At 36.3% G+C, this 21,881-nt stretch carries 26 protein-coding genes and 1 pseudogene; 10 read left to right on the plus strand and 17 right to left on the minus strand.

The features are described 5' to 3' along the window. Positions 1-115: 115 nt before the first annotated feature. From PY093_RS16995 to PY093_RS17010, 4 genes are all read right to left on the minus strand, one after another. Complete coding sequence (locus PY093_RS16995; RefSeq protein ID WP_275647032.1) at positions 116-304, minus strand: hypothetical protein; 189 nt, start codon at positions 302-304, stop codon at positions 116-118. Beyond that, positions 294-1,088 (minus strand): ExeA family protein, encoded by a 795-nt coding sequence (locus tag PY093_RS17000; protein ID WP_275647033.1) that lies wholly within the window; start codon positions 1,086-1,088, stop codon positions 294-296. Before PY093_RS17000 ends, PY093_RS16995 begins: the two co-directional genes overlap by 11 nt. Further along, the gene (locus tag PY093_RS17005; protein WP_275647034.1) at positions 1,085-2,470 is read right to left on the minus strand and encodes a DDE-type integrase/transposase/recombinase; all 1,386 of its coding nucleotides are present in this window, start codon (positions 2,468-2,470) and stop codon (positions 1,085-1,087) included. The genes PY093_RS17000 and PY093_RS17005 overlap by 4 nt, the downstream gene beginning before the upstream one ends. A gap of 144 nt (positions 2,471-2,614) precedes the next feature. Then, a complete protein-coding gene (locus PY093_RS17010; RefSeq protein WP_345774247.1) occupies positions 2,615-3,208 on the minus strand; it encodes a DUF6431 domain-containing protein in 594 nt (197 codons plus the stop codon). A gap of 642 nt (positions 3,209-3,850) precedes the next feature. On the opposite strand from PY093_RS17010, the gene PY093_RS17015 reads away from it, so the two are divergent. The 4 genes and pseudogenes from PY093_RS17015 (at position 3,851) to PY093_RS17030 (ending at position 6,741) form a co-directional block, all read left to right on the plus strand. Next, the gene (locus PY093_RS17015; RefSeq protein ID WP_275647035.1) at positions 3,851-4,117 is read left to right on the plus strand and encodes a hypothetical protein; all 267 of its coding nucleotides are present in this window, start codon (positions 3,851-3,853) and stop codon (positions 4,115-4,117) included. A gap of 581 nt (positions 4,118-4,698) precedes the next feature. Beyond that, a pseudogene (locus PY093_RS17020) lies at positions 4,699-5,160 on the plus strand (ABC transporter substrate-binding protein); the annotation flags it as partial. Positions 5,161-5,171: 11 nt separating this feature from the next. Further along, complete coding sequence (locus PY093_RS17025) at positions 5,172-5,942, plus strand: ABC transporter ATP-binding protein (protein ID WP_275647036.1); 771 nt, start codon at positions 5,172-5,174, stop codon at positions 5,940-5,942. Next, entirely contained in the window at positions 5,929-6,741 is an 813-nt protein-coding gene (locus PY093_RS17030; RefSeq protein WP_275647037.1) for an ABC transporter permease, read from the plus strand. Before PY093_RS17025 ends, PY093_RS17030 begins: the two co-directional genes overlap by 14 nt. 9 nt (positions 6,742-6,750) lie before the next feature. Here the strand turns inward: PY093_RS17030 and ytkD are convergent, their stop codons facing one another. Further along, the gene (gene ytkD, locus PY093_RS17035; RefSeq protein ID WP_275647069.1) at positions 6,751-7,230 is read right to left on the minus strand and encodes an RNA deprotection pyrophosphohydrolase; all 480 of its coding nucleotides are present in this window, start codon (positions 7,228-7,230) and stop codon (positions 6,751-6,753) included. Between the two features lie 363 nt (positions 7,231-7,593). Beyond that, positions 7,594-7,956, minus strand: a complete 363-nt coding sequence (locus PY093_RS17040) for a hydrolase (RefSeq protein WP_275647038.1) — start codon at positions 7,954-7,956, stop codon at positions 7,594-7,596. Between the two features lie 222 nt (positions 7,957-8,178). Between PY093_RS17040 and PY093_RS17045 the strand changes: the two genes are divergently transcribed. Then, the gene (locus tag PY093_RS17045; protein WP_275647039.1) at positions 8,179-8,439 is read left to right on the plus strand and encodes a DUF6154 family protein; all 261 of its coding nucleotides are present in this window, start codon (positions 8,179-8,181) and stop codon (positions 8,437-8,439) included. 110 nt (positions 8,440-8,549) lie between these two features. Here PY093_RS17045 and ltaE read toward each other — a convergent pair whose 3' ends face one another. From ltaE to PY093_RS17060, 3 genes are all read right to left on the minus strand, one after another. Next, positions 8,550-9,566, minus strand: a complete 1,017-nt coding sequence (gene ltaE / locus PY093_RS17050) for a low-specificity L-threonine aldolase (RefSeq protein ID WP_275647040.1) — start codon at positions 9,564-9,566, stop codon at positions 8,550-8,552. 83 nt (positions 9,567-9,649) lie between these two features. Next, positions 9,650-9,844 (minus strand): polyribonucleotide nucleotidyltransferase, encoded by a 195-nt coding sequence (locus PY093_RS17055; RefSeq protein WP_275647041.1) that lies wholly within the window; start codon positions 9,842-9,844, stop codon positions 9,650-9,652. A gap of 370 nt (positions 9,845-10,214) precedes the next feature. After that, entirely contained in the window at positions 10,215-10,655 is a 441-nt protein-coding gene (locus PY093_RS17060; protein WP_275647042.1) for a Dps family protein, read from the minus strand. A 170-nt stretch (positions 10,656-10,825) separates the two neighbouring features. Between PY093_RS17060 and ytzI the strand changes: the two genes are divergently transcribed. Continuing rightward, positions 10,826-10,990 carry a YtzI protein gene (gene ytzI, locus PY093_RS17065; protein ID WP_275647043.1) on the plus strand — a complete coding sequence of 55 codons (165 nt, stop codon included), beginning with the start codon at positions 10,826-10,828 and terminating at the stop codon, positions 10,988-10,990. A 3-nt stretch (positions 10,991-10,993) separates the two neighbouring features. Continuing rightward, a complete protein-coding gene (locus PY093_RS17070; RefSeq protein WP_275647044.1) occupies positions 10,994-12,457 on the plus strand; it encodes an amidase family protein in 1,464 nt (487 codons plus the stop codon). 233 nt (positions 12,458-12,690) lie between these two features. Here the strand turns inward: PY093_RS17070 and PY093_RS17075 are convergent, their stop codons facing one another. Continuing rightward, a complete protein-coding gene (locus PY093_RS17075; protein ID WP_275647045.1) occupies positions 12,691-13,614 on the minus strand; it encodes an EamA family transporter in 924 nt (307 codons plus the stop codon). A gap of 500 nt (positions 13,615-14,114) precedes the next feature. Between PY093_RS17075 and PY093_RS17080 the strand changes: the two genes are divergently transcribed. Continuing rightward, a complete protein-coding gene (locus PY093_RS17080; RefSeq protein WP_275647046.1) occupies positions 14,115-14,255 on the plus strand; it encodes an FbpB family small basic protein in 141 nt (46 codons plus the stop codon). Positions 14,256-14,561: 306 nt separating this feature from the next. Here the strand turns inward: PY093_RS17080 and PY093_RS17085 are convergent, their stop codons facing one another. Next, positions 14,562-15,035, minus strand: coding sequence for an S-ribosylhomocysteine lyase (locus tag PY093_RS17085; protein WP_275647047.1), 474 nt, complete (start codon positions 15,033-15,035; stop codon positions 14,562-14,564). Positions 15,036-15,193: 158 nt separating this feature from the next. On the opposite strand from PY093_RS17085, the gene yidD reads away from it, so the two are divergent. Further along, on the plus strand, positions 15,194-15,415 hold the full coding sequence (yidD, locus tag PY093_RS17090; protein WP_275647048.1) for a membrane protein insertion efficiency factor YidD: 222 nt from the start codon (positions 15,194-15,196) through the stop codon (positions 15,413-15,415). Positions 15,416-15,622: 207 nt separating this feature from the next. Here yidD and PY093_RS17095 read toward each other — a convergent pair whose 3' ends face one another. From PY093_RS17095 to PY093_RS17105, 3 genes are all read right to left on the minus strand, one after another. Next, a complete protein-coding gene (locus PY093_RS17095; protein WP_275647049.1) occupies positions 15,623-16,009 on the minus strand; it encodes a FixH family protein in 387 nt (128 codons plus the stop codon). A 156-nt stretch (positions 16,010-16,165) separates the two neighbouring features. Next, entirely contained in the window at positions 16,166-16,735 is a 570-nt protein-coding gene (locus PY093_RS17100) for a beta-class carbonic anhydrase (protein WP_275647050.1), read from the minus strand. Between the two features lie 140 nt (positions 16,736-16,875). Then, positions 16,876-17,175, minus strand: coding sequence for a DUF2325 domain-containing protein (locus tag PY093_RS17105; RefSeq protein ID WP_275647051.1), 300 nt, complete (start codon positions 17,173-17,175; stop codon positions 16,876-16,878). Between the two features lie 322 nt (positions 17,176-17,497). Between PY093_RS17105 and PY093_RS17110 the strand changes: the two genes are divergently transcribed. Then, positions 17,498-17,698: a hypothetical protein gene (locus tag PY093_RS17110; protein WP_275647052.1), complete on the plus strand. Its 201-nt coding sequence runs from the start codon at positions 17,498-17,500 to the stop codon at positions 17,696-17,698. A 274-nt stretch (positions 17,699-17,972) separates the two neighbouring features. Here the strand turns inward: PY093_RS17110 and zupT are convergent, their stop codons facing one another. The 3 genes from zupT to PY093_RS17125 all read right to left on the minus strand — a co-directional run bounded on the left by zupT (position 17,973) and on the right by PY093_RS17125 (position 21,763). After that, positions 17,973-18,782 carry a zinc transporter ZupT gene (zupT, locus tag PY093_RS17115; RefSeq protein ID WP_275647053.1) on the minus strand — a complete coding sequence of 270 codons (810 nt, stop codon included), beginning with the start codon at positions 18,780-18,782 and terminating at the stop codon, positions 17,973-17,975. Positions 18,783-19,168: 386 nt separating this feature from the next. Beyond that, a complete protein-coding gene (gene menC / locus PY093_RS17120; RefSeq protein WP_275647054.1) occupies positions 19,169-20,278 on the minus strand; it encodes an o-succinylbenzoate synthase in 1,110 nt (369 codons plus the stop codon). 12 nt (positions 20,279-20,290) lie between these two features. After that, entirely contained in the window at positions 20,291-21,763 is a 1,473-nt protein-coding gene (locus PY093_RS17125) for an o-succinylbenzoate--CoA ligase (protein ID WP_275647055.1), read from the minus strand. Positions 21,764-21,881: the final 118 nt, after the last annotated feature.

Consider the following 21,881-nt stretch of genomic DNA (forward strand, 5'->3'; position numbering starts at 1 on the left):
TGTCCGCAGCCACCTTCGATGGCGGTTTTATTGCCAGCGGCAGTGACGGGGCAACTGACTAACGGTCACCCTCAACACCACTGGCATTTACAATGGACAATTTGGTTGTCGAAGATTAAAACGGAAAGTTCCCGATTTTTTCTTTCGACTCTTTTTCAAGAAAACCATTCAAGTGATATAATGCATTTTTCATTTTGATTAACTCATGTATCTCCGTTCTTAATCGTTCAATAGTTGCTTCCATCTCGGCAATGCCATTCTCCAACTGTTCATAATACTGGGGAATCCCTCTACTACAGTTCATTTATCACCCGATGTATATGAGATTCGCCTACAATCTTATTACCTTGAATAAAGGCATCCAATAAGCTTTGACTACAAAGTGTATTGATCTTACGTGGAATCCCTTGACTAAAATTATAAATTGCCTGGATAGCCTCTTCTGAAAAGATTTCATGAGGGGTTTCAACCACTTTTAACTGATGTCGTATATAATCAATCGTCTCTTTTTCTGTTAGACCACTCATTTGGTAGCGCATCTGAATTCGTTGTTCAATTGCTTCAAGTTGCTTTACCCTTAATAGATTTCTTAGACTTGGTTGCCCCACCACAATAAGAGATAAAGGGGACATTGAATCTTCTTTAAAATTGAGAATGAAGCGTAGTTCCTGTAACATTGAGTCAGAAAAGTGATGTGCCTCATCTAGAACAATGACGATACGCTTTCTCTCATTTTCATAAAGATCAAGCATCAAAGATTGGTACTGTCGCTTTACATCCGTTGAACGAAAGGCAGGTTGAATGCCGAAGTTCTGCAGAACTTCTCTGTAAAAAAGTTTTGGATTCAAGGAAGAGTCACATATATATAGATAATGATAATGAATAGGATCTAATTGATGAACTAACGACCGGATTGCCGTTGATTTTCCCATCCCAGCTTCCCCTGTTAAAAGACAAAATTGACGGTTCTGCACGGCATATTCTAATCGTGCAGATGCTTCCCTTTGGCTAGAGGAATTGAATAGATGCTTAGGTGAAATCTCACGTGTGAAAGGAACACCCTTCATTTCGAAAAAGTCTAGCATCATTCATTCCCCCTTGATTGTTTCTCTTTTAATTTGGCAAAACTGGTTGTACCAACTTGTTTTCGTTTTTCTTCTTCCTGGTGCCTCTTCAATTGTTCCAAGAAACTAGAAACACCTACAGGAGAGTGGTCATTTTCCGCATCCTCTGGTAATTTGGAGTGGCTTTGATTACGGAGTTCCGCAGGCTTAGCGTCATCAAAGCGCTCATCATCCTTCCATACTTGAATCATTGATAAATCGAATGGATTATAGCGAATTTGAATTCGTTTTCCACGTAACGAGGAATCTACATCATACTGATTGCCTTCTAATTCGATGATCGCTGTTTTTCGTACAGTTCGTTCCTCTTCCCAAAGGAAAATCTCTTTCAAGCTTTCTGCGGGAAGGTGACGAGTTTGTTCTTCCTTCGCTTCATAGCGTTTCTTAGGCGTTTGTTTTGTACTGCGATGAATACGGTTATCATATGCTTCTAACCAAGACCGTAGGTATTCGTTCAATTGCTTTAATGTCGTGAGTTTTCCTTGATTGATTAACAAATTCGCTTCTCCTGTAAAACTACTATCTACAAATTGGAAATATTTCTCAATTTTTCCTTTTGATTCTGGCGAATATGGCTTTGCGTGCACAAGTTTTGTACCCATTCGTGCACACATAATTTGAAACTGCTTGGCACTATAAACCGAACCGTTATCGCAGAAAAAAAGGTTTGGAACACCAAATCTTACAACAGCTTTTTGAACACAACGTTCTAAACGAGGATATCTTTCTTCCATAAAAAATTCGGCATGCATAATTCTTCTACTATGATCGTCTATAATCGCTATGAGATAGGCCTTTTTTCGCTTATCAGGATTTTTTGGATCGGGTAAATAGAGGGTGTGCTGCGTATCTGCTTGCCAGCAATCATTTGGTGAATCATGTTCAAAATGTCGGAATTCCTTCTTTACCGCACGGTAAATGTCTTTTTTACTCCAGCCCGTTTCTTGGAAATATCGTGATAGAGTGCGAGGTTTTAGAACACCCACTGAAACCATACCCTCTAACTCTAGTATTCGGATAACCTGTTCAACACTTCTACTAGGTAATTCCTTTCGTAACTCAATCGCTCGTTTCAGCACCTCTGGATCTTGATTCTGTAAGCTTCCTCTTTTTTCTCTCAATTGAGGTTTAAGTCCCTCAAACCCATCCTGCTCGTAAGCTTGAAGATACCTCTCTAATGATCGAATACTCACTGTATTCTTTTCACTGCCTGGGACAGTATATCTTTGTTTAGCAACTTCCTTTAAAAGGGCATACCTCTCCCCAGGCTGTAGTTGCCGTTGAACGATTGGTGCAATTAATCCAAATCGAAAGGCAGCTACCTCGTTTCGCGTCGTTTCATTCATCTCTTTTTCTCCTCTCATTCCATAAAATAGGAAACAACCCCATTTTCCTAGATTTTTAGCTTCTAAGATAGGGACATATTTTGTGGAGCAAGAAAAAGGAATTTTTATAAATATTGACCAATTAATCCGACGTTTTACCTGACTTCACCGATAGAAAATGGGCTGGCGGAGATTGATCATGGAAAGAAGCCTTCCTTTACAAGGAATAGCGCCATCATTAAAAAAGAAGGAGAGAAGAAGTTGAATCTCTTGGCTAGAGCTTATTCCTTCTCGATATAAGGGCAGTACCCCTTCTTCACCATCGAACTCAGCTATCCATTTCTTTCGTTGATCAATCCACCAGTTTCCCCATAGTTCTTGAAACCGACGCTTCCAACGATAAAGTGTCTTAAGGGAAACGACTGAAACTGATGAGGTCGTTAAAAGCTCAGCTAATTGACTAATGGGAATGCCGCTAATCAACCATCTTCCTAAAAATTCATAAATATGTATGGCAAACCTTCCCCACGGGATAGCAAAGCAAGGCATCAACGAAAAGGTTTTATTACAATCTGGACACCTTCTACGCATGATAGGAATCCGGAAGGATTGATGCTTAAAATGAATCGTTTTTTTATACTTTCCGTGTTTTCTGGTTTTCCTTCCACAACAGGGGCAAAAAACCTCTTCATTAAAAGTTTTAACAAATCTCTTATATTTATTGATAGCAATGGGGCACTTTAGTATAATAGTCATCATAGTGTGAGGTTATTTGTTCTCTGGGCCGCCAAGCGAAGAGGAACAAATAACCTTTTCCTTTTCTAGTTTAAGAGCCGTCAGCTCTAATGACATTATACAATAGTCATTAGAGCTGACGGCTCTTTCTTTTAATACCATCCGACAAAAATAAAGACCAACTTCCATTAGATAGCGACATTAAGGATGGCTGCGAACAGTAAGGTGGGCATATGATCAAGCATTTGATTTAAAAAAAATTATGGATAACTTTCCAAATGCTCCTTTAACATTCGAGGTTCCAAAGTATAATTAATTGTCCGGTTTAGATTCTAAGTCTACTAAAACGTTACGGAATTACCCATACGTTTTAAGGCTTACAAAGAGGTATTCGCAATACCCCTCCTTTGTTATATTCAACAAGAGAGTTCTGGTTTTAAGTGAATGAAATCACTTGCTTCCCTTTGCTATAACCTGCTTAATTCACTATTGACACTCTCCTTAACTTCTGGTGGAACACCAAAAACAAAACTTATAAGTTTTGGATACAAGAAAAAATGGTATAAAACTTCCAGATACTTTTAATTAAATTTCAGTTGTTGAATTAGCTTACCTTTTCGGGGGTAAACTGCTACTGAAATATTCATTTATGGGAGGTATATAATTTTGACACAGGAACAATTAGGCAAAATAACGCATGAAGAATTACTAAAAGAGCATTACGAATTGATGTTTGACCGGGTTCAGCGGTTCGAAAAGGAACGTGAAGAAGACTGGGAATACATCAAGAAGCAGAACGAGCTGTTGAAAAAAGTTACCGATGCATATGAATTGTCGGAAAAGAACTTAATGGATGCGGAACAAAGACTGAAGGAAAATCAACAGGATGCCGGTCGTATCACTGGCAGGGGCAATATAAAATACGATAAATAATATTTCAAATGGAGCCTACTGGCTCTTTTTTTATCGTCCTTTGTAGGTTCTTATCACATGGGCTTTAGCCCTTTTTAACCATATTAACTTATTTTAGAACCTAAAGTTCACTAAGCATAATCACCTCTTAATGATTGTATATTACCAGTATCCTTATACTGTGCATCATATAAATAATGGCTGTTATAGGTCTAGCCACAGTAAATTCAATTAATATTATTACCTTTACATGACAAACAACCGATATCAAAGGTTCTTTCCTAATCATTGACATATTACAATAAACTGATAAGACCTCTTTGATACTTTCTTTTTGTGTTTTGTTCAAAAAAAAGGGTCACTGACATTTTTCACATTCCCCTTTTGCTTCATTGTTCACCTCTTTAACTTTTCAACATGTTGTATTTATTCTCCCATCGATACTTTTTGTATAATACCCTTGTCAATGTTAATTCCCATTTGAATTCCTATTCTAATTGGTTCAATATCATTATATTATCTGAATTATCCTAGCCAATGATTAAAAGTAATTGCTAATTAATCTTAGGTTAAAATAGTAGTGTTTCTTGTTATACATACCCTTTGCTTCTGGAACAGGTGACTATGTTCAATTGTTTGAACCACAAGCAAGTATTTTTGAGCAAGAGGGTAAAGGCTACATCGTTGCTTCGTTTGGCGAAGAGTCCGGCTATGTACCATATACCACTTTCATGGCAAAACAAAGCTATTTAGATGGTAATAAAGACGTTATTGATAAATTCACTCGGGCCATCTACAAAGCACAGCAATGGGTTGAAACACATAGTGCGATGGAGGTTGCTACGTCGATTCAAGCATTTTTCGAAGATACTTCACTTGAAACAATTGAAACAGTAGTAGAACGCTATAGAAACCAAGGTTCATTTGCAACTGACCCAATCTTAGATGAAGAAGAGTGGAATAATCTCCAAAATATTATGGATGAAGCAGGTGAATTGCCAGCACGAATAGATTACAGCACATTAGTTAACACAACTTTTGCTGAAAAAGTCATTTCCAAATAGGAGTGGTAACTGTGAGTTTTCTTAAAGTAGATAGGATTCACCATACCTATTTTACAAAAGAGTCCGCCACAAACGCACTAGAAAATATATCTCTGACAATTGAGGAGGGAGAGTTTGTCTCCTTCCTTGGTCCAAGTGGTTGTGGGAAAACAACACTACTCTCGATCATCGCCGGACTATTGAAACCGACAGAAGGACAAATAATAGTGGAAGGTAATACATCAAATAACAGTCGTCCATCGATTGGGTATATGCTTCAACATGATTACTTGTTTCCTTGGAAAACAATTGAAGAAAATATTTTTGTAGGCTTGCGTACGATGCAGAAGTATACGGATGAAAATAAACAAAAAACTATTGGCTTGCTGAAAGAAATGGGACTTAAAGGAGTAGAAAAGTCTTATCCAAAACAACTATCAGGTGGGATGAGACAAAGGGCTTCACTTGTTAGAACACTAGCAACTAATCCAAAGATTCTATTACTCGATGAGCCATTCTCAGCTCTTGATTATCAAACAAAACTCAAACTTGAAGACTTAATGTCTAAAACATTGAAGGAATATGAAAAAACTGCATTACTTGTAACCCATGATATTGGGGAAGCAATTGCAATGAGTGACCGTATTTTTTTGTTATCTCCTAACCCTGGTTCACTCGCTAGAACGTTCATTATCCCTAGTCAATTGCGAAATTTAACTCCTTTTGAAGCACGCCAACACGGACAATTTGCACCAATCTTTCAAGAGATATGGAAGGAGTTAGATAAATTTGAACAAGACTAATACTATAGGTCTCCTCCATAAACAGTATTTATATGAAATTAAAAAAGAGAAACGGTTAGTTCGATTTTACCAAATTCTTATCTTCTTTGTCTTTTTTTCGGGCTGGGAAATAGCGAGTAGAAAAATGTGGTTAGATCCGCTTATCTTTAGCTCACCCTCAAAAATATGGAAGTTATTTTTAACAAAATTAGCCGATGGTTCTATCCTGTCTAATGTGGGTATAACCTTATTCGAAACGGTTTTAGGCTTTATTATCGGAACATTGTTAGGTACAGTGTTAGCAGCCATTCTTTGGTGGTCAGCTAGACTTTCTAATATTTTAGATCCCTACCTTGTGATATTAAACGCCATGCCAAAGGTAGCGCTTGGACCGATACTCATTGTTGCGTTAGGTCCGGGCTTTGTCTCCATTATTACGATGGGTGCGATAATATCAATAATAATCACAACGATTGTCGTTTACACTTCATTTAAAGAAGTAGATCCTAACTATATTAAAGTACTAAAAACCTTTGGTGCAACAAGAAAGCAATGTTTTTCCCAAGCAATCTTACCAGCTTCCTTCCCGACAATTATTTCAACATTGAAAGTAAACGTAGGATTGTCTTGGGTAGGTGTCATTGTCGGGGAATTCCTAGTGTCAGCAAAAGGCTTAGGCTATATGATCATTTATGGCTTCCAAGTTTTCAACTTTACACTTGTGTTATTAAGCTTACTATTAATAGCAGTGTTTGCAACGTTAATGTACCAAGGTGTAGAGTGGCTTGAAAGGAAATTAATTAAAGACACAAGTCAATAGATAAGCTCTCTAGCAAAAGTTAGAGAGCCTTTTTGTTACATATTCTATACTATGAAAGAGAACGGCATCCTTCATAATAAAGCTATACCTATTATCATTGTCAATATTTTTTGGAAGAATGGACAATAAAACGGGACCATTCGTCTCTAAATAATCTTCTTGTTTAACTAACTCACTAACCTCTGCAAAATAAATATTCTTTATGATCGTTTTACCTTTACCTATTACTTTATATTGCCCAATATATGTCAGTACTGAAACAACCCCACCGGTTTCTTCTTTAACCTCGCGTATAGCTGCTTCATCGGCCGTTTCACCAACTTCTACCTTACCACCAGGGAATTCCAGACCACGTTCACTATGGTCTGTTAATAACCATTTATTTTTGTAGCGACAAATAACCCAAACATGTTTAGGATCGCTTGAAAAAGGGAGTTCTGAAAATGATAAATTAACTTCATTTAAATACATATCTTGAAAAACAATCATAATAACTTCTTTCTCCATTAAATAATATTTCTTCCATGTTACCACATAATCACTATATAAGTACAAAGACGAGAGTTTATAAAAATGTAATTTTCAAAATATGTTGAACACAAGGAAGTGATTTTATCGAAAAAGTATAGGGTGGGATTAGTATCTATACCTATTGTAGCAATGCCATCAGCATTAGGAATGCAAGCTGTTTTAAAGAAATTAACATTAGAAGATAGATGTATCTTTACAAAAGAAATATAACGGTTGGGAAAGGTCACTTCTTTAGTGACCTTTTCTTAAAGATAAGTAAGTATAAAAGTTTGTACCTAGTTTTAGTGTCTAGCTCCGGGCGACATCGGCTCGAGGCCTTTCTTATTCTAATTCCCCAATTTTAGTAATAATGTTTTGTGATTTAATATGCTCTCTAGCTTCTTCATCGCCTAATTCATAAATCATCTTAAACACTTTTTGCATTGTATCATCAACTGCATCATTTGTAGGATCATGATGGTACTCTAGGTATGGGACGTGAGCACGGAAAAAACCTTGCCAATCTGATGAATAACTTTGTTCAAAATACTCTCGTAGGTGAACAACATCCTCATCTGTCGCCTCAATTTTATAATCCCATGGAGATGCAGTACTTAGTTGCGATATTTCTCCAGATGAAATTGTAACATAATACGTTTTTTTCGATTGATCCACCTTATTCACCCCTTTAACAATCCTTTTCATAGCTTTTTCAAGATCTGCTTGAAATATGTATAGTAAACTGTTTGAATTATCCTTTTAACCAATTATTTTGGCTAGTTTCATACTTATTTGTAGAGAGTTTTCTTAAAGTCATTTATACTAAAAAATAGGAAAGAATTAAGTGGACAAACTTTTTATTCGCATTTTTTTCAGTATGATACGATATACTAGTTGATAACATCGGGTTTTAGAGGGGGCTATTTCATGAAATTTATTGATGAATTATACGAGATGTATCGTAACAAATTAACTGGTGACGAAGAGGATGCAGACATCTTAGCTTTCTCTGTTCTTGAACAGCTTGACCGTGAAGATATGATCACACTAATAACTGAATTGAGTGATCAAGAACTTTATAATTTAGTTGGATTTTATATGATTGAAAAACTAAAGGCAAAGATGGCTCGTGAAGAATTTGGTGACACCAAAATGGTGCCCTCTGATAGTGTTCGAAATTTACACTAAGAAGATTTATGATTATAAAGGATGATATGTCTTATGGCGACATATTTCCTTTTTCTGTTTCAATACCTAATAAAAGTCAAAAAAAGCGGAAAATGACTTCCGCTAGAATTTTAAATCTTATGAAGGATAGTTAATGCTTTATCAATCTGCTCTCTTGGCACATCATAATGTGTGGTCATTCTTACTAGGCTAGGACCAAATGAGACAGCCTGTACGCCTTCTTTTTCGAGAAGATCAATGAACTCATTAGATGTTACACCTTTTTTAGAGACATCAATTAATACAATATTAGTATCAACCTCATTCACTACTTCTAATCCAGTTATTACCCTTACACCATCAGCTAGAATTTTTGCATTTTCATGGTCGCCAGAAAGACGGTCCACCATGTTAGTTAGTGCAACTAATCCTGGTGCCGCAATAACTCCTACTTGTCGTAAGCCACCACCAAGCCGCTTTCTCCATTTTCTTGCCTTTGCAATAAATTGTTTATCACCGGCAATGATTGAACCAACGGGAGCTCCTAGGCCTTTTGATAAACATACCTGAACCGAGGTTGTATACTGAGTAAAATCTGTTAAAGGTTTATTTAATGCCACAGCTGCGTTAAAAAGTCTAGCACCATCTAAATGGACGGGCACATTATACTTCCTCGAAACATTATAAATCCCAGCCATGTTTTCAACAGGCACTATTGCCCCACCTGCACGATTGTGAGTATTCTCTAAGCAAATCAGGCCAGTTTCAGGCACATGAATGTCTTCACCACGAATTGCTGCTTCTACCACCAAAGGATCCATTGCACCACGTATACCCTTAATGGTTCGTGTTTGAACACCAGCAAATGCCGAAACAGCTCCACCTTCATAATAGAATATATGAGAGTCCTCCTCCAGTAACACTTCATTGCCTGGAACACAATGAGTTAGAACCGCAATTTGATTGCCTTGTGTACCACTTGTAACAAAAAGTGCATCTTCTTTACCTAACATCTCTGCTGCTACTTCTTCAAGTTTTCTAACTGTAGGGTCTTCTTGATAGACATCATCACCAACCTCTGCTTCATAGGCGGCTCTTCTCATCTCTTCTGTCGGTTTTGTGACAGTATCACTTCTTAAATCAATCATCCATTATACCTCCCTTATTCTACTCTATGAGCCTATCATTACTTTTTCTATTAAAAGAAGCTATAAAAATCCAGCTTATCATTTTAACCTTTTAAGTCTAGTCTGTTCCCATGTGTTGGATGAGGGGCTTGTTGTGTAGAAGCTTGTGCCTTCGTCAGATCATCAAGCATGACAGTTGCTTGTGCAGCCTGTGTAGCCATTTGACTTTTTAGAAGGTTTGAACTTAGTGTTCTTTGTATTTCTGCAACATTATTTGCCATAATACTACTAATATCCATAAGTCTGCTCTCCCTTCATAGATTCTATTATATACAACGAAACGAAATGTTTCTATTATTTAGACTATCTTAACATAACAAAAGCGCAAGGCGCGCCCGCTTACCTGAGCGTCGATTAAAACCCGCCACGTCCTGTGGCGAACATCGACATCAGCACATCCTGTGCAAGTCAAGCATAAGACGGTTTATTCAAGAAGGTGGTTTTTCCTTCTTAAAGGAAATGGTTTATGACCTAAGGTCCGATGGCGCCTGGAGCTAGACGTAGATAGACAAAGACACGAAGTTATACACAAACTTACAATTTTATAAATTCCTAAACAACAAAAAAACCTTCTATCCAAAAGGATAGAAAGTCAGAGGTCACATCTTGTTATTTACCTAAGAATGAGTTTAACATCCATACATGTTTTTCAAGACTCTGATGAATAGCCAACAACATATCACCTGTTGTTTCGTCTCCTACTTCATCCGCTACACCCATGCCTTCTTTAAGTTCATTTGTTAATGTATTGAAATCATTTGTAATCTCTTGAACCATTTGTTCAGCAGTTTCATTTCCATTTGCTTCCTTTATCGTTGATACTTCTAAAATTTCTCTCATAGTAGCGACCGGTTCACCCTGCAATGCTAATAAACGTTCTGCTAGCTCATCAATATGAACGGCAGATTCATTATAGAGTTCCTCAAATTTGTCATGTAGTGTAAAAAATGAAGGACCTTTTACAAACCAATGGTAATTATGTAGCTTAATGTAAAGAACACTCCAATTCGCTATTTGCTTGTTTACTATTACTGTTAATTGATTATCCATAATTCCTTCGCCTCCTTACCCTTTAACATACCCTGTTTTTCTTGTTCAAAACCTACATATACTTGTCAATATTATTAATAGATTTTTATAAATAAATGATTGTTTCTTTTAACAACTACTAGCATTAACGTGATAAACTATTGTTAACACAAAATAGGAGGATAATTTTTTTGTATACAATCCTTATTATCTCTATACTTATCGTTATTGTTGTTTTAGTTCTTACACTTATGACTACCTCAAAAGCATATGACTATAAACATACAGTAGACGAGCTTGATGAAAATCAATATGTAGAAGAAGAAAATAAAAGCGATTCAAACAAGGAGGAATAACAGGTGCAGGATCCTCGCCTAAAGGAATTATATGAATCATGGTTGAATGAAGCTACAATTGAAGGCATGCAGGTAAAGTTGGAATCTGGTGAGTTAACATCAAAAGAGCTCATTCTTTTATATCTTTCTAGAATTGCAGAGCATGATAGGACAATCAATTCAATAATTGAAGTAAATCCTGATGCACTACATATTGCTATAGCTCTTGATACGGAACGGAAAACAAACGGATCACGTGGACCATTACATGGGATTCCAGTACTTATAAAAGATAATATTGATACGTTTGATAAAATGCACACTTCTGCTGGTTCACTTGCGCTACAGCATTCAATCGCAATGAAGGATTCTTTTGTAGCTAGACAATTGCGTAAAGCAGGTGCCGTTATTCTTGGAAAAACAAATATGACAGAATGGGCAAACTTCATGACTGAAGGCATGCCAAGCGGCTATAGTTCAAGAGGTGGACAGGTATTAAATCCATATGGTCCCGGTAGGTTCGATGTTGGTGGATCTAGCTCTGGTTCTGGTGCTGCAATAGCTGCTAACTTTGCTGCTGTTGCTATCGGAACTGAAACCTCTGGATCAATCTTAAGTCCGGCTAGTCAAAATTCTCTTGTTGGTCTAAAGCCTACTGTCGGTCTGGTGAGCCGCTCTGGTATTATTCCTATTTCACATAGTCAAGACACGCCAGGTCCGATGGCTAGAACAGTAACAGATGCTGCTTTATTATTAAACGCAATGATTGGGATTGATGAAAATGATCCAATTACCTTGACTAGTGGTGAGCTTGCTAAAACTGATTATACAACCTTTTTACAAGATACATACCATGGTTCCTTTAAAGTCGGTATAGCAAGAGATGTCTATTTTGACTATCTAAACGAAGAGAAACGGGAACTATTAAATAAAGCGATACAAAAATTACAAGAAATCGGTATGACAGTGATCGATGAAGTTAACATACCCTCAACAAAAGCAAAATGGACTTATGATGTACTGACATTCGAATTTAAAGCAGATTTAAATTCGTATTTGAATGGTCTTCATCCATCCGTTCCAATCCGGACGTTAAAGGATGTAATTGCTTTTAACAATGGACACAAAGAAGAGACACTCAAATATGGACAAAAGATTCTAATTGAATCAGAACTAACAAGTGGGTCACTAACAGAGGAAGATTATATACATTCATTAGAACAAGACATTTACCTGTCAACTAAACAAGGAATAGACTCGGCCTTAATTGAAAATGAACTCGATGTAATTGTATTTCCGAATAATTATGGTGCTAGTATTCCTGCTAAAGCAGGCTATCCATCAATTACTGTTCCTGCAGGTTATACCAGTGAAGGTGAGCCTGTTGGTATCACATTCACCGGTACAGCATATAGCGAACCCACGTTATTAAAAGTTGCATACGCTTTTGAACAAGCTACTAAGCATCGCATTTCACCAAAATTTTAATGTAAATAAAGCCCGTGTATTTGCATGGGCTTTTGTTAATCTCTTATAAATTTATATGTCCCTAATCTTTTACTAGTAACATTTCATTACTACGGCCTTATTCTCGTTCAATCATCATCGCCATTCCTTGGCCCCCACCCACACATAAGGCTCATCCTAATATCCAGTTTAACAACCTCCCTATTAGATTATTTATATATTCGCCCTAGAGCTAGATTGTATACCTACTATTTTTAATTAATATTGGTTTTGTAGTTTCTATTTTTAAATGAACTTTTCAGTGATGTTCCTTTTGAAAATTTTACATTCCCAATAATAATCCCTCCTAAAATAAGAGCTACTCCAAACCACTGTATCAATCCTACATATTCGGATAGTATGAGAGCAGACATTATAACAGCAACTGGAAGCTCAGAGGCTGACAATATTGTGCCAAGTCCTGGTCCAATATGCGGCATTCCAATCGAAAATAACAACGGTGGTAAAACTACACCAAATATTCCAAGATACAATCCAAATGGCGCTACACCGCTTACTACTTGATAATCTAACAAAAACATCGGTGGAAAAAATACAAACACAACGAATAATCCCCCTGTTGAAAGGAGTGCACTCTTTAGAATGGGTGGTGTCTCTTTTGCAACAGTCCCGCTAACAAAAATAAAGATTGAAAATGACAAAGCTGCAAGAATCCCCCAAAAAATTCCTACCCAAGATAGAACCAGTTCATCTTTCCCAATAAGTCCTCCTGCTAGAATTGAGCCAAATAGAAGAATGACGATAGAAACTAGTTTACCTTTCGTTGGTTTTTCTTTATCGACGATCCATTCTACCAGTGTGCCGATCCATACAAATTGAAATAAGAAGATAATTGCTAGGGAAGCATTGATTGTCTGCAAAGACTGATAATAGAATATCCCTGTTAATCCCATTGGTATTCCCGCCAATATAATCTTGAAGGCTTGCATAGGATGAATCTTTTCCTTTTTCGTAAATAGACACACACCCCATATTACTAACGTTCCTACTAAAAATTGACTTCCAGTTACCTCAGCCATTGAATATCCAGCAGCGTAAGCAAGTTTAACAAACGTCGATAATACTCCGTAACAGCATCCACCTAAAAAAACAACAAGTGCATAATGCCAATTCTTCAATTAAACTCCCCCTTTCATTGCATAAAAAAACCACACAATTGTCAATTAGACAGTTGTGTGGCGAAAATAGAGTGCTCCTCTAGAAAAGTCCACGATCCTATAAAAGGTTTTTATTCTTATAAAGTAAAACTTCAATCGGTGTTTGTCCTAATGCCCCTTTACGAGTATATCACCATCAGAACGACTGTCAATAGTAGTATTTTTAATGGTAGTCGCATTTAATTTTATCTCTTTTGCTAACTGCTTCAATATACTTGGTTCAAATGCCCCTGTGCATCCCATTCCTAAATATATGGATTAATTTCCTTATCAACAAAGCTTCGGACCATTTTTCAATGCATTACTTGTTTTTCTGTGATACTCCCACACCTAAAGGAGTGGACTTCTACTATCTATATATTTTTACAATTCTTACTAGGTGTAAAATATTTACAAGTCAGACTTTTCGTTGTATACTTAGTATCGTAAGAAGGCATATATGAGAAAGAAGGATCATTTAAATGAGAAAAAGAAGTGCGATGCACTTAAGTTTCAAGAAATTAATCGATAAAAACAAACAAGACATTATTCAAGATTCTCGTCAGGTTGAGAAAATTATCGAAAAGATTGAGGAACGTCATATAAAAACGGAGAACCGTTAAAAGTATTTAGCCAGTTATATCATCTAAAATTTTGATATAACTGGCTTTTATGTGATAAAAACTAGGTAAAAAAACTCACCGAGTGCCTTGTGCAAAGAAGCGTAGTTGCACTTATGCGTTAAGAATTTTTCGATTTAAATTCTGATTTACTAAGAAAAAAGGCGCAGGGTGGCCGCTTATGGCTTTTGACCTCGGGGCCAATACTGGCTCGGAGTTGGACACCTAAACTAATTAAGAAAAGCGCAGGGCGCCAGGAGCTAGGCACTAAAACTAGGTACAAACTTTTATACTTTCTTATCTTTTTGTTTACCCGAAAACTTTATGAAGATCTTCTTTTGATTGCTCTAGCCAGAAGCGCATTAAACGTTTAGCACCTTCAAGATCATGTAGTCTAGCTTGACCACACTGTTTTTCATTTGCTGCAGGGATTTCAGTGATTTCAACTGCCTCTTTTAATGTATCTTCTAATAAATCTACAATTTCACTTACAGTCGGCTCACCACTTACCACTAAATAGTAACCTGTTTGGCATCCCATAGGTGAAATATCAATAATATCAAAATGATCATATTTTTCTGAGTGCTTACGAATATTAAAAGCAAGCAAGTGCTCTAGAGTATGAATAGCATCCGGCTTCATTGCTTGTTTATTTGGCTGACAAAAACGTATATCAAATTTATTTACAACACCGTCACTTCCAACTTTGTGCACTCCACAATGTCTAACATATGGTGCTTTTACAGCATCATGATCAAGTTCAAAACTTTCGACTGATGGCATATTACCACTCCTTTTCAATACTTATTATTATCATAACGTTAATTCCGATAAATTTCATCTATTTAAACCGAATTAAGATTATTTTTTTATAAGCTACTATTATCTACAATTATAGTATAGTATATATATCCCCATTTATGTAAAGGAAGTGCTTCACATTGCTTAAATTACTTTTTATCGGAATCATTCGATTTTATCAGAAATTTTTATCTCCTCTTAAGCCACCAACGTGTAGATTCTACCCCACTTGTTCACATTATGGTTTGGAAGCTATTAAACGTTTTGGACCATTCAAAGGCGGGTGGCTTACCATTAAACGAATATCCAAATGTCACCCATTTCACCCTGGCGGTATCGATAATGTTCCTGATAAAAAGTAGATTTAGATACTCATGGTGAAAACTAAGTACAAATTTTATACTCCCTCATTATATTTTTAAAAAAGGAAGGAACAAACTAAAGTGAAACTTCAATCAGTGGGGTTTCCTTCATCCTCCCCCACTGACATGAATTCTAACTATATGGTTGATCTTCATGTATTGAATGACCATTTTTCACAGCATCTTTGCTGATTTTCTTCACTAGCTTCAGCTTGGGTCCCCAACTACGAATTCTTTTTTAGGCATGCTGTGCATATCCCTAGCTGTAACATGTGCTACTACACTATAAATTCCATCCTTGTCGAATGTCTTTGTAATAGAGTAAATTCCTTCTCCTTTATGGTTACCTTCAACCATTTCATGGTCCTCTTGGCCATTTTTCCAAATCTCAAACTTAACTTCATTGGCATCATTTACTTCTTCTTCACCTTGTGTAACAAACGCACTAATTTCAATTTCTTCATTTGGTTCAATCTTTTCAGGAGTTTGAATTTCAACCTCAATAAAATGAACCTCTCCAGTGTTTTGGACTTCACCGCTACACCCAATTAAGACAATAAATATACTAAAAAAAAGAAAACTTAACTTCTTCACTCCCTCACCTCACATATCACTTACAACATATTTTTAACATAACCTTGACTCTTATTATCAATCTCAATCATACAAAACCGTTTAATAATCTCCAAATTATTCTTATATCTTTAAAAAAGCATGAACCCATATAGGAGTTCATGCTTAACTACAAAGTTACGCTTCAAGTTCATAGCCATTCACAACAATATCTAAATTCCCAGTCCCTGGATCGATTACCAAACCATGAACAGGAATACTTGGTGGTAGAAGTGGATGTTTTTTAATCATGTTAACACTAAATTCCACGCTTTCTTCTACGCTGTCAAAGCCTTCAAACCAACGGTGTAAATCAATCCCAGAATACTTTAATGTATCAATTTTATCTGTCGGCACACCTCTTGCCTCAATTTTATCAAGTATCTTTTTAGAATCTAAATGACTCATACCACAATCACGATGCCCAATCACGCATACTTCATCGGCATTTAATTCGTATACAGCCACTAAAATACTCCGCATGATACTTCCAAATGGATGGGCCACAATCGCCCCTGCATTTTTAATAATTTTCACATCACCATTTTTCAAATTGAGTGCTTGTGGTAATAGTTCAACTAAGCGGGTATCCATACAAGATAATATTACTAAGCGCTTATCAGGAAATTTCGTCGTTTGATACTTTTGAAATTCCTCTTTCTCAACAAAGCTTCGATTGTGTTCGATTATTTCTTCAAGCAATCGCATGGTTCCACCTCTTTTTGTACATATTTTATCAATAACTTTCTATTAATGCTAGTATTTGCTAAAAAACACTATACAAAGTATATAATCAAAAAAAGAAAGATAGCAAATCTTAAATGATTATCTTTCTTCTAAATACACTATTAATTGACAAAAGCAATCGGTTGTAACTGATCAATTACTTTATGTATTGAGCTCCATGAACGTTTTACGAAATAGATTGGCTTTGCTTGTTCCCTAGCTTTTTGTTTTATTATCTTTGCTAAGTTATGATTAATGTAATCTGTGATGACAAAAACAATATCGATATTGTCCGGTATTTCTCGCTTAACCATGTTCACTTTTCGGCCATCTAAATGAATAACCTCTTTAAAACCGGAATTTATGAGTTTTTCCGTGATGCTACCTAAATGATCAGCGCCAACCACTAATAATGAAGCCATCTCCCTACCTCCAACTAATTATTATTTTATACCTAAATTTATCCCGCATAAACGGGCAGTAAGACCTCTACTGAATGAAGTTTCACTTTATTTCTAATTATCTATACATCCATATTAATTGAGAATGATTATCCTTGTCAATGTATTATTGATAAATATTCTCAACTGTATGTTTAGATATCGAAAAATCTGTCTCTGATAACACAAAAATAAATTTTATTGCCGAAAATATTTTTTGATAAACCTCATAAATCCAATTTAGTCTACAGATAATATTCGTGTATAGTTGTCCTACATACAAGTGGCTAAGGGTGGGAGCATTGTGACAAATAAGGATAGCCTCATTAACTCATTTAAAGAAGAAGTGGAAAATGCCAATCAAATGACTTTTCCTATTTGTGTGGATTCTTTTACGAATTTATGGGAATATAAATTTGGCTCACTTGAGGATCTTCCAAGAGATATGGATAATATTATTGCAGATCGTGCAATCGAATTAGGATTAATGGATCCAGATTTTTAGAAAACACCGTTTCCGGTGTTTTCTTTTGTTCAAAAATAAGAAAGTAAAAAATTTGTACCTAGTTTTAGTGTCTAGCTTCAGACGCCATCGGATCTGAGGTCATAAGCCAACCCCTTCCCGAAGGCAAAAAACGCTTTCAGTTAGGGCTCTTATAATGCTTGACTTGCACAGGATGTGCTGATGTCGATGTTCGCTACAGGACGTGGCGGGTTTTAATCGACGGACCGATAAGGGGGCTCCTTGCGCTTTTCTTTAAAATTACTTCACTCTTAAATTAAATCAAAAGTAGACTAAGTGCCATAACAGCCATACCAGCCATCAAACCATATATCGAGAGATGGGTTTCATCATACTTTTTGGCTGCAGGCAATAATTCATCAAGCGAAATAAATACCATGATTCCTGCAACCGCAGCAAATATAATGCCAAACATTACATCGTTGAGGAATGGCATTAGAAAAAAGTAAGCAACGATTGCACCAACTGGTTCAGATAAACCCGATAAAAATGATAATTTAAATGCCTTTTTCTTATCTCCTGTTGCAAAGTAAATAGGAACTGATACTGCTATACCTTCAGGAATATTATGAATGGCAATTGCGATTGCAATGGCAACCCCAAGAGCGGGATCTTGTAAAGCAGATGTAAAAGTCGCTATACCTTCAGGAAAGTTATGAATCGCAATCGCTAGAGCTGTAAAAGTACCAATTTTTAGTAACGCTGGATCTTGTGCTCCATTTACAGATGATTGGCTCATCTCCTCCACTTTTTTAAGCTCATGCGGATTACCCTGCTTTGGAATAAATTTATCAATTAAAGCTATTAAAATCATACCACCAAAAAAACCACCGACGGTAAGCCAGCTACCTAATTCCTTCCCTAATGCCCCCGAGAGTGAAGTATTAGCCTTTGCGAAGATTTCTATCATGGATACATAGATCATCACACCTGCAGAAAAACCTAGTGCAATAGATAAGAATTTTGTATTTGTTTTAGATGTTAATAAGGCTAAAAGACTTCCTATTCCTGTTGCAAGACCAGCAAACACAGTCAATCCCAATGCAAATAATACACCCTCAGTCATTATGCCTTCTCCCCTTTATTAGTTTTGAATGTAGAAATAAGTATTTGCAAATCAACAATTAGATAAAGCTATAAGTGTTTCCTAAACGCAACTTTAATTCAAAAAAAATGCGCTAAATAATCTTATATACAATATGAGCCACAGAATAAAATGTGAACAACATTTTAACCAAAAGAACACTTCATGATTTTTCACTAAAAAGTTTACCTTATACAAAATTTAAGGCTTCATCTAACTTTTGTCAAACATTTTTATTCGACAAACGAAAAAGAAATGGCATCTACTCCGTAAGAAAGTCAATTAGAAGATCTCAGGTCGCCACGAACTAGACCTAAAACTATGTGCAAATACTTATTACCTTAAAAAAAGACTAGACATAATAGCATCTAGCCCATACTGAATACCTTTTTTTGTTTTAAATGCCTTTTGATTACGTTTCGATTAATTTCAAAACCCATTCCAGGTCCTTTTGGAACATCAATCATTCCATTATGAATAGTCACTGCAGGTACGATAATATCTTGTTCCCAATACCGTGATGAAGCTGAAATATCACCTGGTATTGTGAAATTGGGTAGTGATGCAAGCGCAATATTATGTGCCCTTGAAATACCTGTTTCAAGCATCCCACCACACCAAACAGGAATACCATGTTCTTTGCACAAGTCGTGAATTCTAATAGCCTCTGACAATCCACCAACACGTCCTGCTTTTATGTTTATGACCTTACAACTTTCCAACTCAATCGCTTTTCTAGCATCCTCAAATGAAGTAATACTCTCATCAAGGCAAATAGGCGTTTCAAGCTGTCTTTGTAATTTTGAATGATCAACAATGTCATCAGAACCAAGTGGCTGTTCTATCATCATTAATTTATACTCATCAAGTGCCTTAAGCCTTTCGACGTCTTGCAAACTATAGGCTGAGTTTGCATCAGCCATTAAAGGAAGGTTAGCAAAATGTTTTCGTATCATTTTTATGATAGCAATATCATTATCTGGTTCTATTTTGATTTTAAATCGTTTATAGCCATCATTAAGATGACTATCGATTTTTCTCAGCATTGAATCAATTGACTCTATTCCTATTACAACACCAGCTTCAATTTTCTCTTTAGTGCCTCCTAAAACCTGTGCTAGTGGTAAGTTCTTACGCTTTGCATATAGATCCCAAATCGCTGACTCTACCCCAGCTTTGGCCATTTGATTACGCTTAATACTTTTAAAAAGTTCACGAAGCATTTCTGGGTGGGTAATCGATATACCGAACAGTTTATCCACTAAAAAGTCCTCAATCACATGCCAGCACGTTTTTATCGTTTCTTCAGTATACCAAGGTGACGAGAAAGCAACGACTTCCCCCCAGCCAATGATTCCATCACAGTCCTCTACTTCAACTAAAATACTTTCTCTTTTACTTATTTTCCCTAAGCTAGACTTAAATGGAGACACCAGCTCCATCTCAATAAGATGAAGCGTCAATTTCTTTATTTTCATGTGTACACCTCTTTATTTGAGTAAATCTAAAAGTTTACGGCGGACTAGTTTATTAGAAGCATTTCTAGGAAGCTCATCAACAAAGTATACTTTCTTTGGAATTTTATACTTTGCAAGTTTATGTTCACAGAAATGAATTACATCCTTTTCGCTAAGGTTATCTCCTATTATAAATGCGCACGGTATTTGTCCCCACTTATCATCTTCAATCCCGATGACTCCTGCTTCATAAATATCAGAATGTGTAAGCAACACCTCTTCAATTTCAGCTGGATATACATTTTCTCCACCAGAAACAATTAAATCTGAGCGCCTATCAAGTACAAAGAGAAATCCCTCTTCATCAACATAGCCTATGTCACCTGTATGGAACCACCCCTCTCGCAAGGCATCCTTTGTTTCGTCAGCTCGATTTAAATAACCTTTCGTAACATTTGGGCCTTTTACAACAATTTCACCAGCCTGATAAGCTAAGGAAGCACTACCATCTGTTACAATCATCAGCTGTGAAGGAAATAATGGTTTACCAGCAGACCCTAATTTACTCAAACTATATTCTGGTGATAAAGTAACAATTTGTGATGATGTCTCTGTCATTCCGTATGTTTGAAATACAGGTATTGAACGATCTCTGCAAGCTTCGAGTAATGGCTTCGGAGCTGGACCTCCCCCTAAAAGCATGCATCGTAACTGACTTGGATACTTATTATTTCCTAGTTGTTCAATCATTTGTGTTAGCATTGCACTAACTACTGACACAATGGTTATCTTATCTTTATGTATTGAGTCGTTTACATCTTTAACATTAAAACTCTCATGCAATACCACAGGAATTCCGTATATAACACTTCTCATTAAAATCGATAAGCCACTTATGTGAAATAGAGGAACTGCCGCTAACCAACAATCATCGTCACGTAACCCCATGTTAAGTGCAGAGCCGACTGCACTCCACCAATGATTTCCATAGGATTGGATAACTCCTTTTGGTTTACCTGTGGTTCCAGATGTATACATAATTGTATCGGCTTTATCCATAAGGAAATCAGTTACAATTTCACACTCTGCCAGCTCTAGAGATTCAATTTTTTCCACTTCGACGATTGCTGTTAATGGATTGTTTTCCTTAATAACCTCTAATCTACTCATAAATTCTAGCTCTGTTAGTATAAAAGATGGTTTTGAATCAACTACTTGCCACAAAAGTTCGTGGCTTGTTAATCTTGTATTTAATAGGACTGTGACTGCCCCTAGGTATTTTAGTGCGTGAATAGTAACAACCATCTCTGTACTGTTTTTCATTAAGACCGCTGTCATTTCACCATTTTTTATACCAAGACTAGCTAATTGTTTAGCAAAGATTAGTACTTTTTCATGAAGTTGTTGAAATGTTAACTTATCCTTATTAGTTATTAAGGCAAGTCGGTTAGGTGTTAGGAAAGCTCGGTTTTTTAACCAATTTGGTGTTTCTGCTATGTTGTTCATATTCTTTCTCCTCATCATAGTGTTGTTTGTTGACCTATTCAAGATAAGTATAATTAATGTGAAGATATAGCGCCAATTATCAGCAAGATTTGAGTATATAAGTGAAATTCTGCGGAAA

This window comes from Cytobacillus sp. S13-E01 (genome assembly GCF_029193815.1).
Lineage (GTDB): Bacteria > Bacillota > Bacilli > Bacillales > Bacillaceae_L > Bacillus_BV.